Source organism: Candidatus Arthromitus sp. SFB-rat-Yit (genome assembly GCF_000283555.1).
Lineage (GTDB): Bacteria > Bacillota > Clostridia > Clostridiales > Clostridiaceae > Dwaynesavagella.
In genome coordinates, this window is sequence record NC_016012.1 from 575,656 (window position 1) to 601,851 (window position 26,196).

At 29.1% G+C, this 26,196-nt stretch carries 27 protein-coding genes and 1 pseudogene; 25 read left to right on the forward strand and 3 right to left on the reverse strand.

What is annotated here, in order from left to right; translation table 11 throughout:
• The first annotated feature begins 28 nt into the window (after window positions 1–28).
• Window positions 29–1,231, forward strand: coding sequence for a flagellin (locus RATSFB_RS02685; protein WP_014094509.1), 1,203 nt, complete (start codon window positions 29–31; stop codon window positions 1,229–1,231).
• Window positions 1,232–1,372: 141 nt separating this feature from the next.
• Window positions 1,373–2,563, forward strand: a complete 1,191-nt coding sequence (locus tag RATSFB_RS02690; RefSeq protein WP_014094510.1) for a flagellin — start codon at window positions 1,373–1,375, stop codon at window positions 2,561–2,563.
• A 99-nt stretch (window positions 2,564–2,662) separates the two neighbouring features.
• Here the strand turns inward: RATSFB_RS02690 and RATSFB_RS02695 are convergent, their stop codons facing one another.
• A complete protein-coding gene (locus tag RATSFB_RS02695) occupies window positions 2,663–2,863 on the reverse strand; it encodes a hypothetical protein (RefSeq protein WP_044035524.1) in 201 nt (66 codons plus the stop codon).
• 66 nt (window positions 2,864–2,929) lie between these two features.
• On the reverse strand, window positions 2,930–4,024 hold the full coding sequence (locus RATSFB_RS02700) for a D-alanyl-D-alanine carboxypeptidase family protein (protein ID WP_014094511.1): 1,095 nt from the start codon (window positions 4,022–4,024) through the stop codon (window positions 2,930–2,932).
• Window positions 4,025–4,168: 144 nt separating this feature from the next.
• Between RATSFB_RS02700 and RATSFB_RS02705 the strand changes: the two genes are divergently transcribed.
• From RATSFB_RS02705 to RATSFB_RS02810, 23 genes and pseudogenes are all read left to right on the forward strand, one after another.
• The gene (locus tag RATSFB_RS02705) at window positions 4,169–4,753 is read left to right on the forward strand and encodes a DUF2953 domain-containing protein (RefSeq protein WP_044035525.1); all 585 of its coding nucleotides are present in this window, start codon (window positions 4,169–4,171) and stop codon (window positions 4,751–4,753) included.
• Window positions 4,710–5,096, forward strand: coding sequence for a GerW family sporulation protein (gene ytfJ, locus RATSFB_RS02710; RefSeq protein ID WP_014094513.1), 387 nt, complete (start codon window positions 4,710–4,712; stop codon window positions 5,094–5,096). The genes RATSFB_RS02705 and ytfJ overlap by 44 nt, the downstream gene beginning before the upstream one ends.
• 151 nt (window positions 5,097–5,247) lie before the next feature.
• Window positions 5,248–6,309: pseudogene (locus RATSFB_RS02715) on the forward strand (aldo/keto reductase).
• A 48-nt stretch (window positions 6,310–6,357) separates the two neighbouring features.
• Window positions 6,358–7,335 carry an alpha/beta hydrolase gene (locus RATSFB_RS02720; protein WP_014094514.1) on the forward strand — a complete coding sequence of 326 codons (978 nt, stop codon included), beginning with the start codon at window positions 6,358–6,360 and terminating at the stop codon, window positions 7,333–7,335.
• A gap of 251 nt (window positions 7,336–7,586) precedes the next feature.
• Window positions 7,587–7,919 carry a hypothetical protein gene (locus RATSFB_RS02725; protein WP_014094515.1) on the forward strand — a complete coding sequence of 111 codons (333 nt, stop codon included), beginning with the start codon at window positions 7,587–7,589 and terminating at the stop codon, window positions 7,917–7,919.
• Window positions 7,920–8,067: 148 nt separating this feature from the next.
• Complete coding sequence (gene rpiB / locus RATSFB_RS02730) at window positions 8,068–8,517, forward strand: ribose 5-phosphate isomerase B (protein ID WP_014094516.1); 450 nt, start codon at window positions 8,068–8,070, stop codon at window positions 8,515–8,517.
• Window positions 8,518–8,578: 61 nt separating this feature from the next.
• Window positions 8,579–8,725 carry a hypothetical protein gene (locus tag RATSFB_RS07395; RefSeq protein WP_173362855.1) on the forward strand — a complete coding sequence of 49 codons (147 nt, stop codon included), beginning with the start codon at window positions 8,579–8,581 and terminating at the stop codon, window positions 8,723–8,725.
• A gap of 179 nt (window positions 8,726–8,904) precedes the next feature.
• Window positions 8,905–9,186 (forward strand): extracellular matrix/biofilm regulator RemA, encoded by a 282-nt coding sequence (gene remA, locus RATSFB_RS02735; protein ID WP_014094517.1) that lies wholly within the window; start codon window positions 8,905–8,907, stop codon window positions 9,184–9,186.
• A 15-nt stretch (window positions 9,187–9,201) separates the two neighbouring features.
• On the forward strand, window positions 9,202–9,810 hold the full coding sequence (gene gmk / locus RATSFB_RS02740) for a guanylate kinase (protein WP_173362862.1): 609 nt from the start codon (window positions 9,202–9,204) through the stop codon (window positions 9,808–9,810).
• An 18-nt stretch (window positions 9,811–9,828) separates the two neighbouring features.
• On the forward strand, window positions 9,829–10,041 hold the full coding sequence (gene rpoZ, locus RATSFB_RS02745; RefSeq protein ID WP_014094519.1) for a DNA-directed RNA polymerase subunit omega: 213 nt from the start codon (window positions 9,829–9,831) through the stop codon (window positions 10,039–10,041).
• Window positions 10,042–10,104: 63 nt separating this feature from the next.
• Window positions 10,105–12,327, forward strand: coding sequence for a replication restart helicase PriA (priA, locus tag RATSFB_RS02750; protein ID WP_014094520.1), 2,223 nt, complete (start codon window positions 10,105–10,107; stop codon window positions 12,325–12,327).
• A 13-nt stretch (window positions 12,328–12,340) separates the two neighbouring features.
• Window positions 12,341–12,787 carry a peptide deformylase gene (gene def / locus RATSFB_RS02755; protein ID WP_014094521.1) on the forward strand — a complete coding sequence of 149 codons (447 nt, stop codon included), beginning with the start codon at window positions 12,341–12,343 and terminating at the stop codon, window positions 12,785–12,787.
• A 16-nt stretch (window positions 12,788–12,803) separates the two neighbouring features.
• The gene (fmt, locus tag RATSFB_RS02760; protein WP_083832989.1) at window positions 12,804–13,757 is read left to right on the forward strand and encodes a methionyl-tRNA formyltransferase; all 954 of its coding nucleotides are present in this window, start codon (window positions 12,804–12,806) and stop codon (window positions 13,755–13,757) included.
• Between the two features lie 12 nt (window positions 13,758–13,769).
• Window positions 13,770–14,450 (forward strand): zinc metallopeptidase, encoded by a 681-nt coding sequence (locus RATSFB_RS02765; protein ID WP_014094523.1) that lies wholly within the window; start codon window positions 13,770–13,772, stop codon window positions 14,448–14,450.
• A complete protein-coding gene (rsmB, locus tag RATSFB_RS02770) occupies window positions 14,447–15,754 on the forward strand; it encodes a 16S rRNA (cytosine(967)-C(5))-methyltransferase RsmB (RefSeq protein WP_014094524.1) in 1,308 nt (435 codons plus the stop codon). The genes RATSFB_RS02765 and rsmB overlap by 4 nt, the downstream gene beginning before the upstream one ends.
• Window positions 15,755–15,763: 9 nt before the next feature.
• Window positions 15,764–16,774: a 23S rRNA (adenine(2503)-C(2))-methyltransferase RlmN gene (rlmN, locus tag RATSFB_RS02775; RefSeq protein WP_014094525.1), complete on the forward strand. Its 1,011-nt coding sequence runs from the start codon at window positions 15,764–15,766 to the stop codon at window positions 16,772–16,774.
• 14 nt (window positions 16,775–16,788) lie between these two features.
• On the forward strand, window positions 16,789–17,520 hold the full coding sequence (locus RATSFB_RS02780; RefSeq protein WP_014094526.1) for a Stp1/IreP family PP2C-type Ser/Thr phosphatase: 732 nt from the start codon (window positions 16,789–16,791) through the stop codon (window positions 17,518–17,520).
• The gene (locus tag RATSFB_RS02785) at window positions 17,510–19,405 is read left to right on the forward strand and encodes a protein kinase domain-containing protein (protein WP_014094527.1); all 1,896 of its coding nucleotides are present in this window, start codon (window positions 17,510–17,512) and stop codon (window positions 19,403–19,405) included. The genes RATSFB_RS02780 and RATSFB_RS02785 overlap by 11 nt, the downstream gene beginning before the upstream one ends.
• Before the next feature lie 129 nt (window positions 19,406–19,534).
• Window positions 19,535–20,422 carry a ribosome small subunit-dependent GTPase A gene (rsgA, locus tag RATSFB_RS02790; RefSeq protein WP_014094528.1) on the forward strand — a complete coding sequence of 296 codons (888 nt, stop codon included), beginning with the start codon at window positions 19,535–19,537 and terminating at the stop codon, window positions 20,420–20,422.
• A gap of 5 nt (window positions 20,423–20,427) precedes the next feature.
• Window positions 20,428–21,042, forward strand: a complete 615-nt coding sequence (locus tag RATSFB_RS02795) for a thiamine diphosphokinase (protein ID WP_014094529.1) — start codon at window positions 20,428–20,430, stop codon at window positions 21,040–21,042.
• A gap of 341 nt (window positions 21,043–21,383) precedes the next feature.
• Entirely contained in the window at window positions 21,384–21,803 is a 420-nt protein-coding gene (locus RATSFB_RS02800) for a hypothetical protein (RefSeq protein WP_014094530.1), read from the forward strand.
• 170 nt (window positions 21,804–21,973) lie between these two features.
• The gene (locus RATSFB_RS02805) at window positions 21,974–22,561 is read left to right on the forward strand and encodes a formate/nitrite transporter family protein (protein ID WP_014094531.1); all 588 of its coding nucleotides are present in this window, start codon (window positions 21,974–21,976) and stop codon (window positions 22,559–22,561) included.
• A gap of 126 nt (window positions 22,562–22,687) precedes the next feature.
• A complete protein-coding gene (locus RATSFB_RS02810; RefSeq protein WP_014094532.1) occupies window positions 22,688–25,240 on the forward strand; it encodes a calcium-translocating P-type ATPase, PMCA-type in 2,553 nt (850 codons plus the stop codon).
• 63 nt (window positions 25,241–25,303) lie between these two features.
• Here the strand turns inward: RATSFB_RS02810 and RATSFB_RS02815 are convergent, their stop codons facing one another.
• Window positions 25,304–26,065 (reverse strand): trypsin-like serine peptidase, encoded by a 762-nt coding sequence (locus tag RATSFB_RS02815; RefSeq protein WP_044035526.1) that lies wholly within the window; start codon window positions 26,063–26,065, stop codon window positions 25,304–25,306.
• Window positions 26,066–26,196: the final 131 nt, after the last annotated feature.

Below are 26,196 nucleotides of genomic sequence, written 5' to 3' on the forward strand. Positions count from 1 at the left end.
TAAGATGATATTCAAGGAGGAATAAACAATGATAATTAATCACAATATGAATGCAATGAATGCACATAGGAATATGGGGAGTACGACATCTGCGCAAGGAAAGTCAATGGAAAAGTTAAGTTCAGGACTTAGAATAAATAGAGCTGGTGATGATGCTGCAGGTCTTGCAATATCTGAGAAGATGAGATCACAAATCAGAGGATTGAATCAAGCTTCAAGAAACGCTCAAGATGGTATTTCAATGATTCAAACAGCTGAGGGAGCATTGTCAGAGACTCATGCTATAGGACAGAGAATGAGAGAGCTTGCAGTTCAATCTGCGAACGGAACTTATACAGATGAAGATAGAGAACTTATAAATCAAGAGTTCAATCAATTAAAATCTGAGATTGATAGAATAGCAAACGACACAGAATTTAATGGTAGTAAAGTTATAAATGGTAACCTTTCAAGTAAAGAAATAGTTGCAGGTACTGTTGCGAAATCAACAACAGGTACAGGAATAACTACAGGAATGGCAAATGTTGTAGATACTGATTTAGAATTTGGAGATGAAGCGCATCTTCTTGGTGAAGGTAGCTTTACATTTAATGTTGCTGTTGATGATCAGGGAGTAATTACGATTGATCTTTATGATAAATCTAGCTTTAATGATAATAAGGAATATGTAATGGAAACATTAGTTATTGATGATGTAGGATCTGATATTGGTCAGACAGGTAAAAGCGTTGGTGCTACTATAGGTGGAGTAGATTTTGTATTGAATCTTGAAAATTTAGAAAAAACTAAGCAAATTAATTTTACTATAGAAAATACAGCACAACAAAAAGATTCAGGATCTGGAGTTGAATTGCAAGTAGGTGCAAACAAAGACCAAATGATAGGATTGAGCATGGAGAATATGGGTTCAAGAGAATTAGGACTAGGTGGAGTTAGTGTTTCTACTGCTGAAGATTCAAAAGATGCAATCGGCAGATTGGATAAAGCGGTTTCTAGAATTTCTGCACAAAGAGCTGACCTTGGAGCTGCTCAAAACAGACTTGAGCACACAATCGCGTCAACTGATAATACTGCGGAAAACTTACAAGCTGCTGAGTCTAGAATAAGAGACGTTGATATGGCAAAAGAAATGATGAACTTAACAAAGTTAAATGTTCTTCAACAAGCTTCCCAATCAATGCTTGCACAAGCAAACCAAGCACCACAACAAGTTCTTTCAATCTTAAGATAATTAGGGATGCCGAGAGGCATTCCCTTTTTATTTTTTATTCTGAAATTTATACCAGTATATGAACTACATAAACCACCAATAATAATAATGTCTAAATATTTAACAGGGACGTAAATGAATTTCAAGGAGGAATAATAAACAATGATAATTAATCACAATATGAATGCGATGAATGCACATAGAAATATGGGAAGTACAACAATTGCTCAAGGTAAAGCAATGGAAAAATTAAATTCAGGACTTAGAATAAATAGAGCTGCAGATGATGCCGCAGGTCTTGCAATATCTGAGAAGATGAGATCACAAATCAGAGGTCTTAATCAGGCTTCAAGAAATGCTCAAGATGGTATTTCAATGATTCAAACAGCTGAGGGAGCATTATCAGAAACTCATGCAATCGCACAAAGAATGAGAGAACTTGCAGTTCAATCTGCAAACGGTACTTATACAGATGAAGATAGGGCTTTAATCGATCAAGAATTTAATCAATTAAGATCTGAAATCGATAGAATTGCGACAGATACAGATTTTAGCGGAAGTAAAGTACTTAATGGAGAAAAATCAGGAGAGAAAATAGAATTTGATACTGGGGTTGTTAAGGCAGGTACAGGAACTTTAAGTGGTGCAGATGCAGCAACTGTTTTTTTAGATACAGATTTAAAAAATGTTAATACTCTAGGAGAAGGTACGTTTCATTTAAAAATGTCACTTGATGGAGATGATGTAAAGTTAGAGTTAACAGATGAGTCTAAGTTTAATGATAATAAAGAGTATACTATAGAAACTGTAGTTCTTAAAGATGCTGCTAATGCTGATACTGAGCAAGTCGTAACATTAGGTGGGGCACAATTTAAATTAGCACAGTTAAAAACTAAAATTAAGGATGCAAATGTTAACAATGTTGAGCTTACATTAACTAATACTGTTACAGAAAAGAATCCAGGAGTTGAACTTCAAATTGGAGCAAATAAAGATCAAATGATAAGTATAAGTATTGGGAATATGAGAAGTCGTGAGCTTGGTCTTGGAGGAGTTAACGTTGCTTCAGCTGAAGATGCAAAAGATGCAATCGGAAGATTAGATGAGGCAGTTTCGAGAGTTTCTGCACAGAGAGCTGACCTTGGAGCTTCTCAAAATAGACTCGAACATACAATAGCTTCAACTGATAATACTGCGGAGAACTTGCAAGCAGCTGAGTCTAGAATAAGAGATGTTGATATGGCAAAAGAAATGATGAACTTAACAAAACTTAATGTTCTTCAACAAGCTTCACAGGCAATGCTTGCACAAGCAAACCAAGCACCACAACAAGTCCTTTCATTATTAAAATAAATAAAGGCAAGCATTTTTTAAAAATGCAAGCCTTTTATATTCTTCTATGTTAACAAAAGGAATGTTAATAAACATTCCTTTTGTTGTTTACTTATTTAGCTATCTGCAAAGTAAAGAGTAAAGTGCAATTAGTCCAAGTGTGCTACCATATCCACACCCATTTCCCCAAAATCCTCCGTTGTTTCCGCAACCACATCCACAACCAGAATACATAGGATAGCAACTATAACTAGGGAAATTATTGCAGTAGGAATATGGCATCATACAGTTTGTATATCCATAAGAATTACAACAGCTCATTGTGTTTTGCTCCTCTTTATTTTAAATTTTGTTTATAGGATATACTACGTAAAAGAAAAAAATTTGTTACTCGGATTTATAATTTTTGTTGAGAATAGGGCAAATATAAATCTGTTCTTCATTTTCAAAAATTTTAAGCGTTCCTAAATTTTCAAACTCATTAATATCATCACTATCTTTTGAATTTTTGATGTTATCATTGAGTGTAATAACACTTTTAGCTTCCATCCCCTTTTTAATAGGAACAACTACATCTTCCTTTAACATACCTTCAATCTTAATGCCATTCTCTAAACTTTCATCAATAATCAAATCATTTGCGGAAAATAATTTCTTGTATTCATAGTTGTCTTTTGCAAAATTGTAAAGCCATTCGCTTGATTTCCATCTTGGAGTACAGTTCAAAACAACAACGACAATTTCATTATCATCACCCATGTTAAATGATGACACTAAACATTTACCAGCTTGCCCTGTGTACCCCGTCTTTGTGCCCGTTGCTTGAGGGACCATGTATAAAATTTTGTTTATATTTTGATATGATCTTGAAAATCCCGTGTCTGTATATTCTTTGGTCTTTGAAAGTTCATTAAAAAACTCAATCTCTTTTGTCTTTGATGTAAGCAATGCTAAATCATATGCAGTTGAATAATGGTTCTGGCTGTCAAGACCATGAGGAGATTCAAAATGTGAATCAATAATTCCAATTTCTTTTGCATATTCGTTCATGAGATCACAAAATTCTTCTATCGATCCAGCAACCCCTTCAGCGATTGCAATCGCTGCATCATTTCCAGATTTAAACATAAGCCCATAAATAAGTTCTCTTAAAGAAATTTCTTCATCTTTTTTATATCCAACCTTTGATCCTCTAATTGATGAGGCATTAGCAGAAATTTTAAATTTTTGATCCAAATCACCATATTTAATAGCCACTAGTGAAGTAAGTATTTTTGTTGTACTTGCCATTGGTAAAATATTACGAGCATTTTTATCAAAAAGTATCCTGTGAGTCTTTGCGTCAATAACAATAGCGGCATGAGCATTTAAGTCGTAAGGCTTTTGACTTTTAACGCTAGAAGAATAAGCATCTATATGTACACTCGAGAGACTAAACAATATACAAAGTATAGCTACCAAAATTTTAGAAAAATTTTTCAAAGACTATCACCACCTAAAAATAAAATATATTAGTATAGTATGATTAATTAAAATAAAAACTATTCTTAGTAAACTTTTGCATAATAGAGGATATATTTGTAAATAACTAATTTAAAATGAGAACTTAAGATGGTGGTTGATATCATGATAAAAATATTAATTATCTTTCTTATCATTTTAATTTTTTTCATTTCGGTAAAAATAAGATTTGATTTGAGAATTGAAAATAATAAATTAGATTTTGAAGTTTACTTGTGGAGAATCAATTTAACAAATTTGATTATCAAAAATAAAAAGGTAAAGAAAAATGACAATGAAGAATTAATAAAATCCCTAAAAGAGAAGAGGGGAATGGACATAAAAATTTCCATAAAAATCTTTAAAGAAATTTTGTCAAGAATTAAATATTTAAAACACAAACCAAAATTTACAATCACAAATACAATTGAGTTTGGAATGGAAGATGCAGACATCACAGCAATTTTATATGGACATTTAAATACAATTGTATATTCTATATTCAATATAATATCGTCTTACGTAAATACACGAGATAGCAAAATCGAAATAATTCCAAAATATAACACATTACTTTTTAAATTACAATTCAAAGGTATATTAAAAATAAAAATAGCCCAAATTATTTACATAACTTTTTTATTTATTACTCTAGGGAGGAAATTAAATGGAACAACATCCAATAGAAAACTTAATGAAAACTACTCTTGAAAATATAAAAGATATGATCGATGTTAATACAATTATAGGAAATCCTATTACTACGCCAGATGGTACAACAATAATTCCTATATCAAAAGTTGGATTTGGATTTGGTACAGGTGGATCTGACCTTCCAATGCCAGAAAATGCAACTAGTACGGTAAAACCAAATTTATTTGGTGGAGGAGCAGGTGCAGGTATATCTATTAAACCTGTTGCGTTCTTGGCAGTAAGAGAGGACGCCATAAGATTATTGCCAATAGATCACAACAACTCATACGAAAAAATAATAGACTCAATCCCTCAACTAGTTGAAACATTTAAAGGAATGTTTGGTAAAGATGAGAATTAAATAAATACTTGAAGACTTTCGGTGCGATTATGCAACCGAGAGTCTTTTTTATTATATTTTTCATCTATTATAAAATTATTGTTGACTTGGAGTTAACTTTAAATTTTATAATCTATTTTATTATTGAAGCAGATGATGTAGGAGGATACTAATGACAATAAAAGAAGTATGTGAAAAATATGGAATTAGTGCAGACACTCTTAGATATTACGAAAAAGTTGGAGTAGTTCCACCAGTTACCCGTACTAATGGGGGATTTCGTTTTTATACTGAAAAAGATATTGAATGGGTGGAAAATGCTATTTGTATGCGTAATGCAGGGCTTTCGGTAGAAATGTTATCGGAATATGTTCGTCTGTTTCAAGAAGGAGATAGTACCATTCCGGCAAGACTATCTTTACTTATAGAAGCAAATGAAACAAATGATATGATTGCCTATGCATGGGGACTTGGTATTAATTTCATAGACACTGCAAATTTTTATGGCGGTGGAACAAGTGAAGAGTATACGGGGAGGGCATTAAAAAATATTGGAATACCTAGGGATAAAGTTATTCTTGCATCTAAAGTTTATTTTAATGAGGGAAAACTTTCTCGTAATGCGATTTTGAGAGAAATTGATGGTACATTGTCACGTCTTGGTACAGATTATCTGGATTTATATTTGATTCATAGATTTGATTATGATACACCAATAGAGGAAACTATGGAGGCTTTAGATTCACTTGTAAAATCAGGGAAAGTTTGTGCTTTAGGTGTATCAGCGATGTATGGATATCAATTCCATAATATGCAAGTTTGTGCGGAACAAAATGGATGGACAAAATTCTCAACTATGCAAAATCATTATAATATTTTGCATCGTGAAGATGAGAGGGAACTTATTCCAATCTGTAAACAGTATAATGTTTTCTTAAATTCCATATAGTCCATTAGCAGGTGACACTTGACTCGTATTGAGTGGGAATCTGGTAGTAAACGTAGTAACACAGATAGTTATTTAAAAATCAAATATGATGTTTCTATGGCACATATTGCTCTAGCATGGCACTGGAAAAAAGGTGTTGCATCACCAATTGTTGGGGCAACAAAAATTTCTCATTTGGATGGAGCAGTGAAAGCTCTTGATCTAGAGTTATCAGATAGTGATGTGATTTATCTTGAAGAATTATATAGGGTACATGAAGTAATTCTGACTAAAGTAGAAAATTAAAAAGTTTTAAACCTGTATAATAAGAATTAGAAAAGTGAGATAATTAAAATGAATGGTGAAAAATTAATATTAACAAATATTTGGGATAAAACATTTCCGAAAAGTGATAAAGTGAATCACCAAAAAGTAACTTTTTATAATCGTTATGGTATTACATTAGCTGCAGATCTTTATATTCCAAAGAATGTTTCTGGAAAGTTAGCTGCTATAGCAGTTAGTGGACCTTTTGGAGCTGTAAAAGAACAAGCATCAGGTTTATATGCACAAACTATGGCAGAAAGAGGTTTTTTGACAATTGCATTTGATCCTTCTTTTACGGGCGAAAGTGGTGGTTATCCACGATATGTAGCATCACCTGACATTAACACAGAAGATTTTCAGGCTGCAGTTGATTTTCTTTCTACGCATGAAAATTTTGATTCAGAAAAGATAGGTATTATTGGTATATGTGGTTGGGGAGGTATGGCACTCAATGCTGCAGCCATTGATACTAGAATCAAAGCAACAGTTGCATCTACTATGTATGATATGACTCGTGTAACTGCAAATGGATATTTTGATTTTGAGGATAATGAGGATGCAAGGTATCAGAAACGAAAATCTATGAATGAGCAAAGAACTAAAGATTATAAAAATGGAGCATATGCACTTGTGGGTGGAGTACTTGATCAAATACCGGAGAATGCTCCATTTTATTTAAAAGATTACTTTAGCTATTATAAAACAGATCGAGGATATCATGAACGTTCTTTAAATTCTAATGGTGGGTGGAATATAACATCTTCTTTATCATTTTTAAATATGCCAATTTTAAAGTATGCAAATGAAATTCAAAGTGCAGTCCTAATGATCCACGGAGAAAAAGCACATTCATGTTATTTCAGCAAAGATGCTTATGAAATGTTAAAAGGTAATAACAAAGAGTTATTAATTATTCCAGATGCTGTTCACATAGATTTATATGATAATCTTGAGGTTATTCCATTTGATAAAATGGATAGATTTTTCAATTTGAATTTAAAGTAAATTTTAAGTATGGATTAATATTCCATACTTTTTTTGTTTTATGAGTTCTTTAATAAATAAAAAATACATAAATATATAAGGTATAAATATTAAAAAACCCCGTTTAATACAACAAATGTTAAATATATTTTTATTTTAAAAGATACTTTAAGCTTATAAGTTGGAGAATAAAGGATAAGAAAAATAGTTATAATTATGAGTTTTTAAATTTGAATATATTGTATGTGTCTTAACAATTTAGGAGGGTAATAATGGCAAGGTTAAGTAAGCAAATCAAAAACAAACTTGTCGCTTATGTAAATAATCGAGAAAAAGGAAAAAAAGCCGGCCAAGCTATTATGGAATTTTATGCATTAAATGAAGAAGAACTTAAGAAATATCAAGATGATGTACCGATGGAAGAATTTATACAAAAGTTATATATAGCATATAGAAATGAATATTTTCTAAAAAGTGTTGCTAATAAGAACATAAAAATGGTACCAGTCGAAACTGATAAAGATAAATTGTTAAATGAACTTGGGGAAACTATAGATAAAATGAATGAGTTATATAATAAAGTTAAAAAGATGTTTAATGCCTAGCTGAATAAAGACATGTTGACTTATTAATAAGTAACATGTTTTTATTTTACAATTCAGTATAAAAATTTGTTATTTGAGCAATTTTATTATAGAATCAAAGTACGTAATACATAAATAATTATTGTTAAATAAGAAGGAGTTAACTTTTATGAATATATATATTTCGTCAGATCATGCAGGATATGAGCTTAAATTTAATTTAATTTCTATGATGATTGAAAAATTTAAAGATTATGAAGTTTTTGATTGTGGACCATACTCAGAAGAATCAGTTGATTATCCAGTATTTGCTGAAAAAACTTGTGAAAAGGTTTTATCTGACGTACAAAGTTTAGGAATATTGATATGTGGTACAGGCATTGGAATGAGCATGGCGGCAAATAAAATAAAAGGAATACGCGCAGCTTTATGTAATGATATATTTAGTGCTAGTCTTGCAAGGAAACACAATGATGCAAATATTTTAGTTCTTGGATCAAGAGTAATTGGATCTGGATTAGCTCAAGAAATTGTAGCATCTTTTTTGCAGAATAAGTTTGAAGGTGGAAGACATAGTGAAAGATTAGCATTAATAAAAAATTTAGAAAATAGAAACTAATCGTATATTAACACAAAAAAAGTACAAACTATCTGTGTAGCAATTTAAGGGGGATTTTGACATGGAAGTTTGTAAGAAGGAAGATTACAAAGAAGTTGCTAAAAGGGCAAGTAAATTATTAAAAGAAGGAATTGGAATTTCTGAAATTATTAATTCAACACAAAAAAGTTTAATTAATATTAAAAGATTAAATAAAAAAATTAAATAGATATGTATATTTATGGATTATTCTTTACTTATTTGAAAGTTGGAATAATCCATTTTTTAAATAATTTTATTGAATTTAAATATTTTTATTTATATAATATTCTTATTGTATTTTTATGTATATTATATGCAGAATTTGGTTTTATTTATTTTTAAGCTGGATTAGAAGGATGATGATATATGAGTATAAGATTTATTAACATAGGTTTTGGGAATATAGTATCTGCCAATAGATTAATTGCTATTGTAAGCCCTGAATCTGCTCCTATAAAGAGAATAGTAACTGAAGCTAGAAGTAGAGGAATGTTAATTGATGCTACGTATGGTAGGAGAACCAGAGCTGTCATAGTTACAGATAGTGATCATGTTATACTTTCTGCAGTACAACCAGATACTGTAGCACATAGATTAGATATTAAGGAAAATAGTTTGAAGGAACATTTGATGGAAGAGGATGAGTAGTATTTTATGGGTGAAATTTATACTAAGGGATTATTAATTATTCTTTCTGGGCCTTCTGGTGTTGGAAAAGGTACGATTTGTAAAGAACTTATGAAAAAATATGATTATAAAGTTTCGATTTCTGCTACTACTAGGACTCCAAGAGAAGGAGAAGTTGATGGAGTTAATTATTATTTTTTAGATAAAGATGTTTTTAAATTTAAAATTAAAAATAATGAATTTTTGGAATATGCTGAAGTTTACGGAAATTATTACGGAACACTTAAAAGTCAAGTTGAAGAGGAATTGGATAAAGGAAATAATATCATACTCGAAATTGATATTCAAGGTAGTATGCAAGTGCAGAAAGTTTTTAAAAATGCAGTATACATATTTTTATTGCCACCATCTATAAATGAGCTTAAAAGTAGAATTTTAAAGAGAGGTAGTGAAACTGAATCTTCGTTTAACTTGAGATTTTCTGCGGTTAGTGAAGAACTAAAATACATGGACAGCTATGATTATGCCGTTATAAATGATGATGTTGATAATGCGGTTGAAAGAGTAAACGGTATAATAAAAACCGAAATGAGCAGAATAAGTAGAATGAATTTAGAAAAATTTATTAATGGATATGTTTTCTAATTTTTAGGGGGGATTTTTGTGAAAGATTCTATTGTTCAACCATCTATAAGTGAACTTGTGAAGAAAGTAAATAATAAATTTTCTCTTGTTATACTTTCAGCAAAAGTTGCAAGACATAATATAGATAAGGATAAGGATGTAAAGAGAGATAAGCATATTAATTATTTAACTCAGTCTGTTCGTGATATTTATGATGATAAGATAGATTTTACTACAATTGATTCTGAATGAATTTTTACAGATACTTAGGTATAGATTGCCTAAGTATTTTATTTTAATTTAATGGGAGATCTAATGAGTGGGTATGCAAAAATAATAATACAATCTATAAGCGATAAGTTAGATAGATTTTTTACATATTTAATACCAGATGAAATGGAAAGTGAAATTTCTCTGGGAAATGTTGTGAAAGTACATTTTGGATCTAATAAGAAATTAATTTTTGGATTTGTTTTTGAAATATTGTGTGAGGAGGAGTTATCCGAAGAGGATAAAAAATATTTACATAAAATAAAGAGTTTAAATTCCATTGATAAAAGATTTTGTCTGAATCGGGAATCCATAGAACTTATTAAATATATACGCAATAAATATTTGTCTTCGTATTATGAGGCTATATCCTTATTTATACCGTCAAAGTTTTTAGATGACATAAATTTGAGAGTTAAGGATTGTTTATATCTGGATTCTAATGTCATTGTACCAGACAGATTTAAAAAAGATATGTATATTAAAATAATGGAGTTTGTATTTAATAATCCAAATCTCTATGATAAAAATGAATTGAGTAAAATTAATAACTTTTCAAAGAGTTCTATATCTACTCTAATAAAACATGGAATATTGAAAATTATATCAAAGGAAAAATCCGTAATTTCTTCGATAGAGAATTTAAATTATATAAAAAAATATCTTAACGATGAACAAAAAACAGTTTATAATGAGATTATACACGGAAGCGAAAAGGTTTTTTTGGTACACGGTGTTACTGGTAGTGGTAAGACAGAGGTTTATTTAAGTATATTTCAAAATTTTATTGATAGAGGTTATGATTGTTTAATACTTGTACCAGAAATTTCTCTTACTCCACAGATGATTGATAGAGTAAGGGAGAGATTTGATAATGATGTTGTTGTATATCATAGCAAGCTAACTGTTACTGAGCGTTTTACTGAATGGCAAAAAATTAATAATGGTAAAGTTAAGGTTGCTATAGGAACACGTTCGGCTCTTTTTCTTCCCTTTAAGAATTTAGGTTGTATTGTAATCGATGAAGAACATGAGGGTACATATAAATCTGACAGTGATCCAAAGTATTTGGTTAGGGATGTTGCTGTTAAATACTCTGAATTTAAAGAGGATTTAAAGATTATACTTGGATCGGCTACACCTAGTATAGAATCATATACTTTAGCCATGGAAGGTAAATATAAACTTTTGAATATTAAAAATAGAGTTAATAATAGAAGTTTTCCGACTGTTTCTGTTGTTAATATGAAAGATGAACTCAAGTGCGGAAATAAATCTATTTTTAGTAGAGCTTTGTATGACAAAATAAATGATAGGCTTTCTAAATCTGAGCAAGTAATACTGTTTATCAATAAACGTGGGTTTTCTAGTTTCGTTTCATGTAGAGCTTGCGGATATGTTTATAAATGTAAGTATTGTGATATAACTTTGACATATCATGGGAATAATAGTCATTTAATATGCCATTATTGTGGATATGCACAGGCTATGAGTAATATATGCGTTGAATGCGGAAGCAACTATGTTAAACATTTTGGAATTGGGACAGAAAAAGTTGAGTTTATAACTAGAAATATATTTCAAAAGGCTAAGGTTCTTAGGATGGATTTTGACACTACTAGGAAGAAAAATTCATATTCAAAGTTTTATGATGAGATAAAAAATAAGAATGTTGATATTATAATTGGAACTCAAATGATTGCCAAAGGATTTGATTTTGAAGATGTGACACTTGTTGGTATTTTGGCAGCAGATTTGAGCATGAATGTTCCTGACTATAAAGCATATGAAAGAACTTTTCAACTTTTGAATCAAGTTTCGGGAAGAGCTGGTAGGGGAAATAAGTCTGGGGAGGTTTGTATACAGACATACAGTCCAGAAAATTATGTTATAAGACATTCGATGAATAATGATTATAAATCATTTTATGATGAAGAAATTAAACTTAGAAAAATGTTAAATTATCCACCGTTTACAGATATATTAAATGTATTATTTCAGGCAAAACATGAAAATTTATATCGTGAATTTCTTGTTCCTTTGTATAAGGAACTCAAGGGAAAATTCGAAATGAAATATCAAATTTTAGGTCCATCTTATTGTATGATATCAAAAATAAATGATTATTATAGGTGGCAGATTATTTTCAAAGGAGATCAAGACGAGGAAATTTATAATGAAATAAAAACTTTAATTAATAATAGGTTAAGTGAAGTTAAATTTGAATATAAGATAAGTTTTGATGTAAATCCATATTCAATATTTTAAGGAGGAAAATTAAATGGCATTAAGACAAATAAGGATTGATGGAGATGAAATTTTAAGAAAGATAAGTAAGAAAGTAGATGTAATAGATGACAATCTAAAACAATTAGTTGAAGATATGTTTGAAACTATGTATTACGCTGATGGGGTTGGATTAGCAGCACCACAGATTGGGATATTAAAAAGAATAATAGTTATTGATATAGAAGTTATAAAAAAAGTTATGATAAACCCAGAAATAATCTCCGAAAGTACAAGTGAAACGCAAGATGGACCTGAAGGGTGTTTAAGTATTCCTGGTATTGAGGATAATGTAAGACGTCCAAAAGTTTTAACAGTTAGATATATGAATTTAGATGGGGAAATTGTAACGGAAGAGGCTAGAGATTTATATGCACGGGTTATTTGTCATGAAGTAGACCATCTAAATGGAATTTTATTTACCGATAAAGTTTTGAAATAAAAAGAAGGTGTTTGATTTGGGCAAAGATAAATTTAATGTATTATTTATGGGAACGCCAGAATTTGCAGTTGATACACTTGAGATGCTTGTGAATAACCATAATGTTTTAGGAGTTGTAACTCAACCAGACAAACCTCAAGGTAGAGGATATAAATTAAAATCATCACCTGTTAAGGAGATTGCTTTAAAATATAATTTAGATGTATATCAGCCTGACAAAATTAAAGGCAATATTGATTTTATTGATAAAATTAAGAGTATGGATTTGGATTTAATAATTGTTGTTGCGTATGGTAAAATATTACCATCAGATATTTTAAATATACCTAAGTTTGGATGTATAAATTCGCATGCTTCTTTATTACCAAGACATAGAGGAGCAGCACCAATTAATTTTTCTATAATATCTGGGGATAATAAAGGCGGAATAACTACTATGTTTATGGATGAAGGATTGGATACTGGCGATATAATCGAAAAATATGAAGTAAAAATTGATGAAAATATGACAGCAGGTCAATTGCATGATAAATTAAAGGTTATAAGTTCTGAGGGAATGAAAGACACACTTAAAAAAATAAAAAATGGAACTATAAGAAGACAAAAACAGGATGATTCGCAAAGCACATATGCTCCAATGCTTACAAAGGAATTTGGACATATTGATTTTTCAAAATCCGCAAAGGATATAGTTAATTTAATAAGAGGATTAAATCCATGGCCTGTTGCATATTGTTTATATGAAGAAAAAAAAATAAAGATATATGAAGCAAAAAATGTTTCGTTTACTGAAGATAAGTATAAGAATTCAGATTATGGACAAATAGTAAAAGTAGATGATGAGGGTATTTTAGTTAAATGTGGCCGAGGATTCATTTTGATAACTATAATACAATTTGAAAGTAAAAAAGTTATGTCTATTAAATCTTTCTTAAATGGTAATATTATAAATAAAGTTAAGTTAAATTAAGGAGTGATTTAAATGTTTTATTTTGATAGGACAATAATTTTGCTAATACCAGCAATAATTGTTAGTGTAATTGCTCAAATTAAAATCTCATCTTCGTATAATAAATATTCTAAAGTTACTAATCAACATGGGATTACAGGAGAACAAGTTGCTCTCGAAATTTTGAGATCAAATGGAATTTACGATGTTGAGGTTGAAATGGTTAATGGTCAAATGACAGATCATTATGATCCTAGAGCTAAAAAATTAAGGTTGTCACGTGATGTTTATTTTGGAACATCTATAGCAGCAGTTGGAATTGCGGCTCATGAGGTTGGTCACGCGATACAACATAATACTAATTATGTTCCTTTGATTTTGAGAAATTCAATTGTTCCAGCTGTTAATTTTGGAGCTGGGTTTTCTTGGATATTATTTTTACTTGGATTAATAATGAGTATAAAACCATTACTTACTATTGGTATAGCTTTATTTTCACTTACGGTTATATTTCAATTAATAACACTTCCTGTTGAATTTAACGCTTCAAATAGAGCGATAAAATCAATTAAAAATATGGGGTTATTAGTTGGAAGTGAAATTAATGGCGCGAAAAATGTTTTGTCATCAGCAGCATTAACATATGTAGCAGCGGCTTTAATGTCAGTCATGAGTTTGCTTAGACTTATAGTATTAGCAAGGGGAGATGAATGATAAATAATTTAAGATATGATTGTGTTATTATACTTAATAATGTTTTAAACGGTGGAGCTTATTCGAATATTACACTTAAGGATTATTTAGATAAATCAGATTTGAAATATATAGATAAGAAGTTAGTTACAGAGATTGTATATGGTACAATACGTTATAAGTTAACTATCGATGGTATATTAAGTAAGTTTGTTAAGAAACTTGATCAAAATGATATTTCAACTATTATTCTTAGAAGTGCAATTTATCAGCTTAAATATCTTGATAAGATTCCTGAATATTCTGTTTTAAATGAAAGTGTGGAAGTTGCTAAAAAATTATGTAGGAATAAGAGTGGATTTGTTAATGGAGTTTTAAGAAGTTATTTAAGAAATAAGAAGCTCATTGATGGTTATAAGAATACTCTGCAATATGAGTATTCTTTTTCTTCATGGATGATAAAGTTATTTAAAGATCAGTATTCTAAAAATTATATAAGTTTGATGGAAGCTTTAAATAAAAGAAGTGAAACTTGTTATAGAGTTAATTCTAAAATTATTTCCAAGAAGGATTTTATAGAAAAGTTTGGAGATGAATTTAAAATTGAGGATATTGATGGATTTAAAAACGCTATAAAGATTAAGTCGCTAATTAATATATCTCAATCAGAATTATACAAAAATAGTTTTATTAGTGTTCAAGGTTTGAGTTCTCAGGTAGCTTGTGAAATATTAAATCCTATTGAGGATGATGTGATTATTGATTTATGTGCAGCACCTGGAGGTAAATCTACATATATTGCTGAACTTTCAAAAGATAAGTGCAAGATAATTTCTTGTGATGTTTATGATCATAGAATAGAGTTGATTAAAAATAGTGCAAGAAGATTAAAACTCAATTCCATAGATTATTTTATAAATGATGCTACTATTTTGAATGAAAAGTTTATTGATAAAGCAGATAAGGTTTTAGTTGATGCTCCATGTTCGGGGTTAGGAGTTATTAACAAGAAACCTGAAATAAAATGGTTTAAAAATATTTCTGATTTGAAAGAAATTATTAATATACAGAGAAAAATTATTCTGAATGCATCAAGATATGTTAAATCAAGCGGTGTTTTAATGTATACTACATGTACTCTCAATAAAAATGAAAATGAAGAAATAATCAAATGGTTTTTGAGAAGTAATAGTGATTTTGTCGTGGAAGAAATTGAAGATTATCATTTTGGAAATTTGTATTTTGAAAATGAGAATGGAATGGTTACTATTTTTCCAAGTGAAGTTAATAATGGATTTTTTATAACTAAATTAAGAAAAAATTAAGAGGATTATATGTTAAATGTATTGAATTTTAAATGTGATGGACTTAGAAAATATTTAGAGGAAAATAAATTTAGAGGATTTAAAGCGAATCAAATAATAGATTGGATTTATAATAAGAAGGTTTTTGATTTTAATGAGATGACAAATCTTAGTAATGTAGAAAGAAAACAATTTAATGACATCTTAAAGATTGAGTTACCATTAATTGAAAAAGTTCAAAAGTCAAAGGATGGAACAGTTAAGTTTTTATTAAAATTAGTTGATGGAAATTTAATAGAATGTGTGTTTATGATGTATGAATATGGAAATACTATTTGTATTTCTACTCAAGTTGGTTGTGCTATGGGGTGTAAATTTTGTGCATCTACCGTAAATGGGTTTCTAAGAAATTTGGAATTGTGTGAGCTTATGGGTCAGATTTTAGTTGTTGAGAAATATACGAGGAAGAAAATAAATCGTATAGTTCTTATGGGTACTGGTGAACCATTGTATAATTACGAAAATGTAGTAACGTTTATACATGAAATGAAAAGCAAGATGGGAATGAGTAATAGACATATAACTTTGTCTACTTGCGGAATAGTACCTAAAATTTATGATTTAGCGAAAGAAGATTTGAATATAAATCTTGCTATATCATTGCACGCTGTTAGTGATGATAAGCGTAAGACTATAATGCCCATAGCAAATAAATACTCCATAGATCAGTTGATCGAAGCGTGTTTGGATTATTTTGATAAAACTAAAAGGAGGATATCTTTTGAGTATCTTCTTATAAATGGTATTAATGATGGCGAAGATGATGCTAAATCATTAGTTTCATTGTGTAAGAGAAGTAAGGCACACGTTAATTTAATACCAGTTAATGAAATAAACGAAAATGATTTTAAGGAGTCTAAGAGATTAAAAGAGTTTTATAATTATTTGTTGGATTCAGGTGTAAATGCAACAATGAGACAGAAAAAGGGAGTAGATATAGATGCAGCATGTGGTCAGCTTAGATTGAGTTATAGTAAGTAGGGGGATATTCTATAATGGTTGGAGCTATGAGTGATATAGGTAATCTTAGAGTTGTTAATGAGGATTATTTAGATTATTATATATGTGATAGTTATCAATTGTATATTATTGCTGACGGCATGGGAGGGCATAATGCTGGTGACATTGCTAGCAAGATATGTGTTCGAATGATTAAAGAGTACATAATAAATGAATATTTTGATGGTATTGATTTGGAATTGCTTTTGAAGAATGCAGTTCAATTTGCAAATAGAGAAATCTATTTTAAGTCTTTGGAAAATAAGAAGTATAAGGGAATGGGTACTACACTTACTCTTTCTCTCGTTCGGGGTAATAAAATTTATATTGTTAACGTTGGAGATAGTTGTTTTTTCTCTATAGATGGTAGAGAGATAACGAAGATAACTAAGGATCATTCATTTGTGCAACAATTAATAGATAATGGTTTGTTAAGTCAAGATGAAGCGAAGGATTATCCAAATAGAAATATTATAACTAGATCTATTGGGATTAATGTTAGTGTGGAAATAGATATGTTTATTATAAATAATGATAAAAATTTTTATTTGTTGTGTACAGATGGATTAATAAATGAGATGAATCAAGATGAAATAGTTCCATATATAGAAAACAATAAGAATGATTTGTATAAAGCATGTAATGATTTGATTACTTTAGCTAAAGAAAGAGGAGGCAGAGATAACGTATCTCTAATAATTTTTGGAGGCACTAGCAATGATAGGTAAGGTAATAGGTGGTAGGTATGAAATAATAGAAAAACTTGGCGAAGGTGGCATGGCAAATGTATACAAAGCTAAGTGTAGAATATTAAAGAGATTTATTACAATTAAAATTCTTAAACAGGAACTCATTAATGATGAAGAATTTGTACGTAAGTTTAAGGATGAGGCAATGGAAGTTGCTAAGTTATCTGACAATAATATAGTAAAAGTTTATGATATAGGTGTTGAAGATAATTTTCATTATATTGTAATGGAATATATAGATGGAAAGACTTTGAAAGAGCACATAAGCGAAAAGGGAGTGCTTTCCATTAAAGAAGCATTGGATTTTAGTATACAAATTTGTAATGGGTTAGTTATTGCTCACGATATAGAATTAATACATAGGGACATAAAGTCTCAAAATATTTTGGTTTCTAATTATGGCAATATAAAAGTAACTGACTTTGGAATAGCGAAGTCATCTGATTCTGCCACGATCACTAATTCGGGAAAGATATTAGGGTCGGCATATTACATATCTCCAGAGCAAGCTCGTGGTAATTTCGTAGATTGTAGAAGTGATATTTATTCTTTTGGTGTTGTGATGTATGAAATGTTTACTGGAAGACTCCCATTTACTCATGGTACGCCAGTTAATGTTGCGTTGCAGCATATACAGGTAGATCCAATTGAACCTATGGATATAGTTAAAAAATTACCTATTGGAATAAATAATCTCATAATAAAATGTCTTCAAAAAAATCCGGCATTGAGGTATCAGAGTGCTAAGGAATTAAGAGATGATTTAAAGGCTCTACAAAATAACAAAAAACATTTTGTTACAAGATGCAATATGGTAGATAAAACTACAGTTATGTCTGCAGTTACACCACAGATACAAAATAAGACAAATGATAGTAAAATATTTAAAAATCTTGTTATTGTTCTTTGCTCTATACTTGCTTTCATTATTCTAATACTGATTTTTAATAGAGGTTTATTGGGAAAACCTTCAAGTAATATTACGGTTCCTTCGTTTTTAGGAAAGACAGGGGTTCAATATGAACAAGAATTGGAAAAATTAGGTTTAAATTATAAAATTTCTGGATATGTTACTAGTGATTTAGAGAAGAATTTTGTGGTAGATACTTATCCAAAAGAGGGTACAGTAGTTAGAAAAGGTGATACTGTTAAAGCGATATTAAGTGAAGGTGTGGAATTAATAAAGGTTCCTAATGTTATTAATATGACTATAGAAAGAGCAAGATTAATTTTACAGAGAGAAGGACTTATTATTGGAAATATAGAAGAAAGATTTAGTGATGTATATGAACGTGGTGTAATAATGATTCAGAATCCGAGTCCAGGTTCTCAAATAAATAAAAACGAAACTGTGTCTATCGTTATAAGTAGAGGATCTGAAACTTCACTCGTTACTGTTCCGCAGTTTGTAGGCAAAGATATAGTTGAAGCTCAGAATTTAGCTGTTTTAAGCGGAATTAATATAAAATTGAAATCAATAGATACAGAAGTACAGGATAATGACAAAAAAATATTTTATCAATCTGTTCCGGATGGGATTGAAATCAAACCAACAGTTGAAATTGAATTAAGTTATTATAATTATGTGAAGAAGCAAGTGCTTGATGATGCTAATACTTCTGATAAAGATACAAATATAAATGAAAATAACAATATAAAAGATGACCCTATTAATGATACTGATGATAATAAAAATAACACTGAAGAAAATAATGTAAATAATTCAAGTACGAATAAGTTAAATACAGAAGGTTCAAATGTAGATAAAAAAGATGATATTATTGATGAAAATATGAGTAAAGAGGATAACGTGAATCAAACAGAGGGGAATGACATTGTTAATTCTACAATTGAAGTTGATTAGTTTGAAGTGAATTAATTTTAGGGTTTTAATAAGTGTATTGATATTTAGTTTATAGCTTTTTAAAAATTTATATTTAAATTTTTAAAGGCTATTTTTTAATGATTAAATTTATTGATAAGGAACTGAGGTATGGTTGAAATTGAAGGAATTATAGCAAAAGCTATAGATGGGTTTTATTATATATTAGTTAATAAAGAGGAGTATTGTTGTAGATCTAGGAAAAAATTTAGATTTAAAGAAATTGAACCTAAAGTGGGAGATAAGGTAACTATAAAGATAATTGATTTTGAAAAAAGAGAAGGGGTTATCGAAAAAATTCACGAAAGAACTTCGGACTTTATAAGACCACAAATTTCAAATGTTACACAAGTGTTTATAGTGTTAGCATATCTTGAGCCTAAAGTTAATCTTGAAATGTTGAACAAAATGCTTATTAATTTTGAGGTTGAGGGAGTCAAAACTAATATAATAATTAATAAATGTGATTTACATGGAGAAGAAGATGATAGAGAAGTTAATGAATTATTTAAAAGTTTCCCTTATGATGTGATTAAGGTAAGTGTAAAGGATAGAATTAACATAAATACTATAAAAAATAAATTACATAATAATATAAGTTGTTTTTGTGGGGCATCTGGGGTTGGGAAATCAAGTTTGCTAAATGAAATTGTATCGAAAAATATAATGGATATTTCAACATTGAGTCAAAAAATTAAAAGGGGTAAACATACGACGAGATTTTCTCAATTGATATATATTGATGAGTTAGATGGATATTTAATTGATACTCCAGGATTTACCTCTGTGAGTATTTCGAAAAATATAGGTATGGATGATTTGAAGGAATACTTTATTGAGTTTATGGATTATTATGAGGGCTGTAAGTTTAGAGGCTGTAGACATATTAATGAGGCTCAGTGCAATGTAAAGAAAGCTGTTCAACATGGTAAGATAAATGAAATGAGGTACGAAATGTATGTAAGATTTTACAACAAATTTAACCAAAAGGAGAAGTAATTGTATTGGAATGTGTTATTTTTGGTAATGGAGAATTTAGTGGATTCGACATAGTAAGTAGGTTTGTAGATTTGGATAATACGTTTACCATTGCCGTTGATGGTGGATGCAACTATTTGTTTGAAGGGAACAAGCGGATAGATTTAGTTATTGGCGACTTTGATTCGCTAAAATATAAAGAAGTCATTTACAATAATAGACATATTTTAAAGACAGATATGGATTATAATGATTTGGAAATAGCTATGAATTACTGTTTAGATAACGGGTTTAAAAAAATTTATCTTTTTGGATTTACTGGTAAAAGATCGGATCATTTTCAATTTAATATTAGAACTATGCAAAAGTTTATTGAAAGTGGATTAGATGTAGTTATGATTGATGAGTTTAATATTATATGCGGATCTATTGGGTGCAGGATTTTTGATAGAGGAGAGTATAAATTTTTTTCAATTTTGCCTGTATATAATGGAACTGTTATTTCTATATGTGGTTCAAAATATGATTTGGACAATTTTTCCTTAAACTTAATGGATACTCTTACCCTTTCTAATGAATGGGTATCTGAAAAAGTAAAAATATCGTCAAACAAATTAATTTTTATTTATTTAATATTTTGAAGATCATAAATTTACTAAGCATAAAATATATTGGTAATAAAGTTTTTTTATTTTTGAGATTAAGGAGAGATGAATAACATGAAGATTATAGCTATAAAACTACCTAAATGTTTATCTAAAATAGTTAAAATATTTAAAAAATAATATGTTTGTATAATAAAGAGTGTAGTTGTCACTCTTTATTATTTTGTATAGTTATCTAAAAATAATTAAATTATGAGTAATTTAATTTGACTTATATGGGAAAATATAATTGTAATTGAGTTGATAGTAATAGTACTATTATAATTAGGTATTACAAAAATGGACAAATTTAAATATGAAAGGAAAGTGTATAGATAATGTTTAAAATTAATAAGAACGTTTTTAGATGTGGATTACTTGCTTTTGTATTTTGTATTGGTTCAGTTAATGGTGTAAAAGCTTACGAAGTTGAAATAAGTGAACCTTATACTTGGACATGTCAGATGAGTAGCAAAGCGGAAGAATATGATTTGAATCTTAGAGAGCAAAGGGATACTAAGCTAAAAGAATTATTGGTTATTGATGACGAAGATTTGGAGAAATATTTAGACGATTATAATTTGTTTTATAATGTTTCTATTCAAAAAGGTAAATTAAACGAAGTTGAAGACATTATTACTAAATACGAAAAGGATTATATGTATTATGAATTGTTTTTGTTAACTGGAGATGAAAATTTAGCTAATGAATATTACACTGATCCTCAGATTTATTTTAGTTTCGAAAAAGCAATATAAATGATTTGTAAATTTTGAATCCTGTTAAAATTTATGTTTTAACAGGATTTTTTTATTAAAAATATTAAATTAAGATAAAAATTAGCTCTAACATATTTTCAATATAAGAATTTTTTGATATAATTTTCAATCGGAATTAAGGAAAATATATATTTTAAAGGAGTGTTTTGATGGTGGTATTTAGAAAATCTATACTAGCTGGAATTATAGTTTCTATTGCTGCTTACAATTACTTATTAAATTATGATACATTATCTAAAATAGTATTTTCAGCTGCGTTGTTAGTAATTTTGGCAATGGATTTGAATTTGTACACGAGCAAAATTGCTAAATGGTGTTGTTGTAATGAAAATTTATATTGTAAGATTAAAAATATATTTATTATACTTCTAGGTAATATTATTGCTTGTGTTATATTTGGATATTTATTTTCTTTTTTAGGTGAAACTCATGCTGAGATGATTTGGGAATCCAAGATGAATACACCGTTACTAATTGCACTTTTTAAGGCTGTAATAGTTGGTATACTTATGCAAATTGCTGTATTCAGTAAGCATGATCTTGTTACCATTGGGGTTGTGTTATTATTTTTGGGAACTAAGACTGAGCATAGTGTAGCAAATGTAGTTTATATGAACGTAGCTAGAGCTTTTTCTTTAAAGTCTTTATTTTATATTTTGGTTTGTTTGATAGGAAATGCGGTTGGGGGTAGTATTGTATATTTGTTAAATAAAGATGATAACTCAATATGTAATTAAATTTCCTATTTTTATAGGTAGTAGATCCATTAGAGATGTTTCTCTTATGGATTTATTTTTTTATTTCAGTAATTATTTAAATAAAAAGAAAATATATATTAATCATTAATCTATGAGGAGGAAAAATTGGTGAAAGATAATGGATTATTAAATGGATTAACCAAGGAACAAGTTGATAAGAATATCAAAGAATTTGGTAAAAATATAATAAAAGAAAATAAGAAAACATCTGCATTTTCAATTTTATTTTCTCAATTCAATGATATTATGATTTGGATTTTAATAGTTGCAACTATAATTTCAGGTATTATAGGAGATGTTGCTGATTCGATCGTAATTGTTGTGATTATTGTAATTAATGCTATTCTTGGATTTTTTCAAGAATTTAGAACAGAAAAATCATTAGAGTCGCTTAAAAAACTTTCATCACCGACTACAAAAGTTATACGTGACGGTAGCTTAAAAATAATGGATGCGGTTGAATTAACCATAGGTGATTTAATTTTGTTAGAGTCGGGTGATAGAATTCCTGCTGATGCAAAAATTATAAAAGGTGAGTTAACTGTAGATGAGTCTTTGCTTACTGGAGAATCTGTAGGAGTTAATAAAAGTAGTGATAATAAAGAAGATAGTATTTTTATGGGAACTATTGTCCTAAAAGGTAAGGCATACGCCAAAATTATTAATATTGGTATGAATACTGAGATGGGTAAAATTGCTAATATGCTCCAAAATATTGATGAAGACAAGTCGCCACTTAAAGAGAGATTAGAAGGACTTGGTAAGGTTTTAGTTGTTATATGCATATTAATATGTGCTGTTGTTACTGTTATTGGTATAGCAAGAGGACAATCTATTACAGATATGTTTTTAATTGGCGTGAGTTTAGCTGTTGCTGCGATACCTGAAGGATTACCTGCGATAGTTACAGTTGCTTTAGCTCTTGGTGTTTCTAAGATGCTTAAAAGACATGCTTTGATTAGGAAACTACCATCAGTTGAAACTCTTGGATGTACATCAATAATTTGTAGTGATAAAACAGGAACTTTGACCGAAAATAAAATGTCAGTTAGGGAAGTTTATTTTGATGGGAAGATTTATGAAAAAAGAGAAGATAATGTAGATAAAAATGAAATTTTAAAGAAAATATTTGTATTATGTAATGATTTTAATATTAACAAGAGCGAAAAGAATTTTAAAGATCAAATAATTGCTGATCCTACAGAAAAGGCTCTTATTGAATATTATTTTGATGATGTTGAAAAATTAGATAAGTATTACAATTCATTCAGGAAGTTAAGCGAGATTCCATTTGATTCTGATAGGAAAATGGCATCTGTAGTTATGAAAGATATTAAAAGCTCAGAGAACATTTTATTGGCTAAAGGTGCTCCAGAAAAAATGCTTGCAAATAGTAAATATTATTTACATAAGGGGAATATTGTTGAACTTACTAGTTTCAAAAAACAGGAAATAATTAAAGAAGTTGAAATGATGTCGCTTAAAGGTCTTAGATGCCTTGGGGCAGGATTTAAGAAAAATGATCTTAACAATAAATCAAATTTAGAGAAAGATCTTGTATTTGTAGGTTTTTGTTCAATAATAGATCCTCCAAGAAGGGATTCAAAAGATGCTGTTATTAAATGTAAGCAGGCAGGTATAACTACAATTATGATTACGGGTGATCATAAAAATACAGCGTTTGCAATTGCTAAAGAACTTCAAATTTGTACAGGAATACATGAGGTTTTAACAGGTAACGATATTGAAAAAATGTCTGATAAATCATTAGGTAAAGCAATTGATTCCATAAAAGTTTTTGCTAGAGTTACACCAAAACATAAACTTAGGATTGTTCAGGCATTTAAAGCAAAAGGTAATGTTGTTGCAATGACTGGAGATGGTGTTAATGATGCTCCAGCTATAAAAGAGGCTGATATTGGTATTTCCATGGGTATATCGGGTACAGATGTAACAAAAGAAGCGTCTGCCATGATATTAATGGATGATAATTTCAGTACTATAGTTTCTGCGGTTGAAGAAGGAAGAAAAATTTATCTAAATATAAGGAAATTTATAAGGTATTTATTGTCATGTAATATTGGTGAAGTTTTAACAATGTTTTTAGCTTCTATATTCAGCCTTCCAAATCCACTTACTCCTATTCAAATTTTATTTGTAAATTTGGCAACAGATGGACTTCCTGCTCTTGCACTTGGAGTTGATAATTCACATGATGATATAATGAATCAGCCGCCAAGACCACGAAATGAGAGTATTTTTTCAAGAGGACTTTGGGAAAAAATTCTATTTAGGGGGACTTTAATTGGAATTAGCACAATATTTACATTTATTATTGGGCTTTATCTTGGTTTTAGTGTGCGTACTTGTAGAACTATGACTTTAGCAACTCTTGTATTATCACAATTAATACATGTGTTTGAATGTAAATCAGAAACAAGAACATTATTTCAAATTAATTTATTGACAAATAAGTATTTATTAATATCAGTTTTTATTTCAGTGATTATGATTTTAGGAATAATATATATTCCATTTTTCCAATCAATATTTAAGACAAGCGGTATAAATTTAGTGCAATGGGGAATTGTACTATTATTTTCAGGGGTTATATCAGTTTCTAGCAGTTTATTTAATTTGATTAAACGCAAGAAGTAATTTTATTATAAAAAATATAAGGTAAGCAGTTATTAATAATGACAAACTGCTTACCTATTTTTGTTATTTAATATTATTGTTTATAAAGTCAAGGACTACTTGGGTAAATAAAAAACCAACTCCGTCTTTTTCACTACCAGCGTTACATAACCCAATAATTTCATTATTTGAATTTAGTATTGGTGAACCAGATTGTCCAGGTTTTACTGATGAGTTAAACCAAATAAGATTACTTTCAATTAAGTCAATTTGACCTTTGTCATAAGATAATTTTGGTTGTGATTCACCAGGATATCCGGCAAATTCAATTTGAGTTTTATTTTCAACTTTTTTAATTTCGTCAAGTGTAGCTAATTTAAAAGTTTCAAGTCCATCATATAAATTTTTTCCATCTTTAGGTTTAACTTGAATTATTGATAAATCCACATTTGTTTGATTATAATCATAATTTTCTTGTATAAATGTTATTATGTTTTCAATATCAAAATTAATTGTTTCATTACCTTTATTTAATGAAACGTATAATGTATCTTTTGTTTCACCTTCTGTAACGTGCCTATTTGTTAAAAGTGTGTTTGGTCCAATGATAACCCCAGTACCATTAAATATATCATTTGATTTTGAAATTATAGGAACAATTGATTGATATTTACTAGAACTAACTTCTGAGGCATCTATTAAAGTTCCAGTTGATGCAGAATTATTAGTAGTGGATGGTGTTACTATTTGGGTATTATTTTGTTGATTTAGACTTTTATTTGAACATTGCACTAAGCTTACACCTAACACTAGAAAGCATAATATTTTAATAAATTTATTCTTCATTTTTTAATTCTTACTCCTTAATTTTAATATGAACTTTTGTTTAGTAACTATTTTAATTATTGTAGCATAAAAAATTTATATATTTTATTTGCTTTTTGGATTAGGTGTATTATAATCTAAAATAAAGTAAT